General features: G+C 69.1%; 2 protein-coding genes. Both read left to right on the plus strand.

Features of this window, described 5'->3' with window-relative positions; all coding sequences use genetic code 11:
* Positions 1-301: 301 nt before the first annotated feature.
* Complete coding sequence (locus IE312_RS14775) at positions 302-1,321, plus strand: MraY family glycosyltransferase (protein WP_189981908.1); 1,020 nt, start codon at positions 302-304, stop codon at positions 1,319-1,321.
* 94 nt (positions 1,322-1,415) lie between these two features.
* The coding region (dnaK, locus tag IE312_RS14780; protein ID WP_229899758.1) for a molecular chaperone DnaK at positions 1,416-3,079 on the plus strand (1,664 nt) is incomplete at its 3' end.

Consider the following 3,079-nt stretch of genomic DNA (forward strand, 5'->3'; position numbering starts at 1 on the left):
TGGTCCGCGTACCGGCCGGCACCGGCTGGCCAAGCCGCAGTTGGTTGAAGATCTGGAGGAGGGCGCGGCCGAACAGTGCCACGCCGACCACGATCAGGACCAGCGACACGATGATCGCGGCGAGTTGCATTGGGGCTCCTGAGGCGGCCGACATTACTAAGCGGTAACTTATGTAGTCCGTCTGAGACTACCCCTATCTTCCGTCGGGATGCAGCAGAGCGCGGGGTGATCTGGGTCGCCGCCGGGCAATCAGATCGTGTTATTCGTACCGAATTGATACTTTCGCCCCTACCTTAGAGCCGTGCTCTACGGGATCGCCGCCGCCACCGCCGCCCTGCTCTGCACCGCCGTGCTCGCGGCGGTGCTCCGGCTGCCCGCCCTGAGGGCCGGAATCCTCGACCGGCGCCGGCAGCGGCGGCTGCCGCTCCTCGGCGGCCTCGCCGTGGTGGTCGTCACCTGCCTGGTCGCCGGCATGGGGGAGTGGACCCGGGTCGCGCCGCTCGGGGACGGGGTGGAGGAGCTGCTCGTGGCCGCCGCCGCGGTCGCCGGTCTCGGTCTGGTGGCCGACGTGTGGCGGCTGCGCACGCGGGTGCTCGTCGCCGGTACGGTCGTGGCGGCGGCCTGCGTGGTGCCGTACGACGAGACGGGCCTGCCCGGCGGGGTGCTGGCGGTCGGCTGGATCGTCCTGGCCACCCTCGCCTTCAAGGGGCTCGACCACGCCGACGGGCTGGCCGGGACCGTCGGGGTGGTCACCGCCTTCGGCGCGGGGGTCTGCGCCGCCGCCGAGGTGATGGACGGGCTCGCCGTGCTGCTGAGCGTGGTCGCCGCCGCCCTCACCGGCTTCCTGATGCACAACTGGCATCCCGCGCGGATCGGCCTCGGTGCCTGCGGCTCGCTGTTCACCGGGTTCGTGCTCTCCTCGGCGGTCGTCTTCACGCGCGCGGGGTACGACATCGGGCCGAGCGCGGCGGTGGTGTTCTGCCTGGGCGCCGTGGCCGTCGCCGACGCCCTGCTCGTGGTCCTGGCCCGGGGGCTGGCCCGGCGCCCGCTGCTCCGGCGCGGCCCGGACCACCTCGCGCACCGGCTGCGGCGGCTCGGGCTGACCCCGCAGGGGTCGGTCGTGCTGCTGGGGGCGGGCTCCTTCTCCTCGGTGCTCGTGGGGGTGCTCGTACACACCGGGTGGACGGGCGAGCGGGCCGTGCTGTGGGTGGCCGGCGGGGTGCTGCTGGCCGTCGTCGTACTCCTTCTGATTCCGGTTCCGCAGGGGCGCCGCCCGCCATCGACGCAGGTCAGCGGGCACTTGCGCGTAAGGAACGGATAAGAGTTGAGCCTGGCTGACTCAGGTCTGTTGACCCAGCGGTCCGGCTCGTGCACACTTGAGCCTGTTCCACTCAAGTCAGCTGGAGGAATCAACCATGGCACGTGCGGTCGGCATCGACCTGGGCACGACTAACTCCGTCGTCAGCGTTCTGGAGGGCGGCGAGCCCACCGTCATCACCAACGCCGAGGGTGCCAGGACCACGCCGTCCGTCGTCGCCTTCGCCAAGAACGGCGAGGTGCTCGTCGGCGAGGTCGCCAAGCGCCAGGCGGTCACGAACGTGGACCGGACCATCCGCTCGGTGAAGCGCCACATGGGCACCGACTGGAAGATCCAGCTCGACGGCAAGGACTTCAACCCGCAGCAGATCTCCGCGTTCATCCTGCAGAAGCTGAAGCGGGACGCCGAGGCCTACCTGGGCGAGAAGGTCACGGACGCGGTCATCACCGTCCCGGCCTACTTCAACGACTCCGAGCGCCAGGCGACGAAGGAGGCCGGCGAGATCGCCGGTCTGAACGTCCTGCGCATCGTCAACGAGCCCACCGCGGCGGCGCTCGCCTACGGCCTGGACAAGGACGACCAGACGATCCTCGTCTTCGACCTCGGCGGCGGCACCTTCGACGTGTCCCTGCTGGAGATCGGCGACGGCGTCGTCGAGGTGAAGGCCACCAACGGCGACAACCACCTCGGTGGTGACGACTGGGACCAGCGCGTCGTCGACTACCTGGTCAAGCAGTTCCAGTCCGGCCACGGCGTGGACCTGTCCAAGGACAAGATGGCCCTGCAGCGCCTGCGCGAGGCCGCCGAGAAGGCCAAGATCGAGCTGTCCTCCTCCACGGAGACCTCGATCAACCTGCCGTACATCACCGCGTCCGCCGAGGGCCCGCTGCACCTGGACGAGAAGCTCACCCGCGCCCAGTTCCAGCAGCTGACGGCCGACCTGCTGGAGCGCTGCAAGACGCCGTTCCACAACGTCATCAAGGACGCCGGCATCTCCATCAACGAGATCGACCACGTCGTCCTCGTCGGTGGCTCCACCCGTATGCCCGCCGTCGCCGAGCTCGTCAAGGAGCTGACCGGCGGCAAGGAGGCCAACAAGGGTGTGAACCCGGACGAGGTCGTCGCCATCGGCGCCTCGCTCCAGGCCGGTGTCCTCAAGGGCGAGGTCAAGGACGTCCTGCTGCTCGACGTCACCCCGCTGTCCCTCGGCATCGAGACCAAGGGCGGCATCATGACCAAGCTGATCGAGCGCAACACCACGATCCCGACCAAGCGCTCCGAGATCTTCACCACGGCCGAGGACAACCAGCCGTCCGTGCAGATCCAGGTCTACCAGGGCGAGCGCGAGATCGCGGCGTACAACAAGAAGCTCGGCATGTTCGAGCTGACCGGTCTGCCGCCGGCGCCCCGCGGCGTCCCGCAGATCGAGGTCTCCTTCGACATCGACGCCAACGGCATCATGCACGTCACGGCGAAGGACCTCGGCACCGGCAAGGAGCAGAAGATGACCGTCACCGGCGGCTCCTCGCTCCCGAAGGAAGAGGTCGACCGCATGCGCGAGGAGGCCGAGCGCTACGCGGAGGAGGACCACAAGCGCCGCGAGGCCGCCGAGGCCCGCAACCAGGGCGAGCAGCTGGTCTACCAGACCGAGAAGTTCCTCAAGGACAACGAGGACAAGGTCCCCGGCGAGATCAGGACCGAGGTCGAGGCCGCGGTCGGCGAGCTGAAGGAAGCCCTCAAGGGTGAGGACACCGCCGAGAT

The sequence above is a fragment of the Streptomyces capoamus genome (genome assembly GCF_014654935.1).
Classification (GTDB): domain Bacteria; phylum Actinomycetota; class Actinomycetes; order Streptomycetales; family Streptomycetaceae; genus Streptomyces; species Streptomyces capoamus.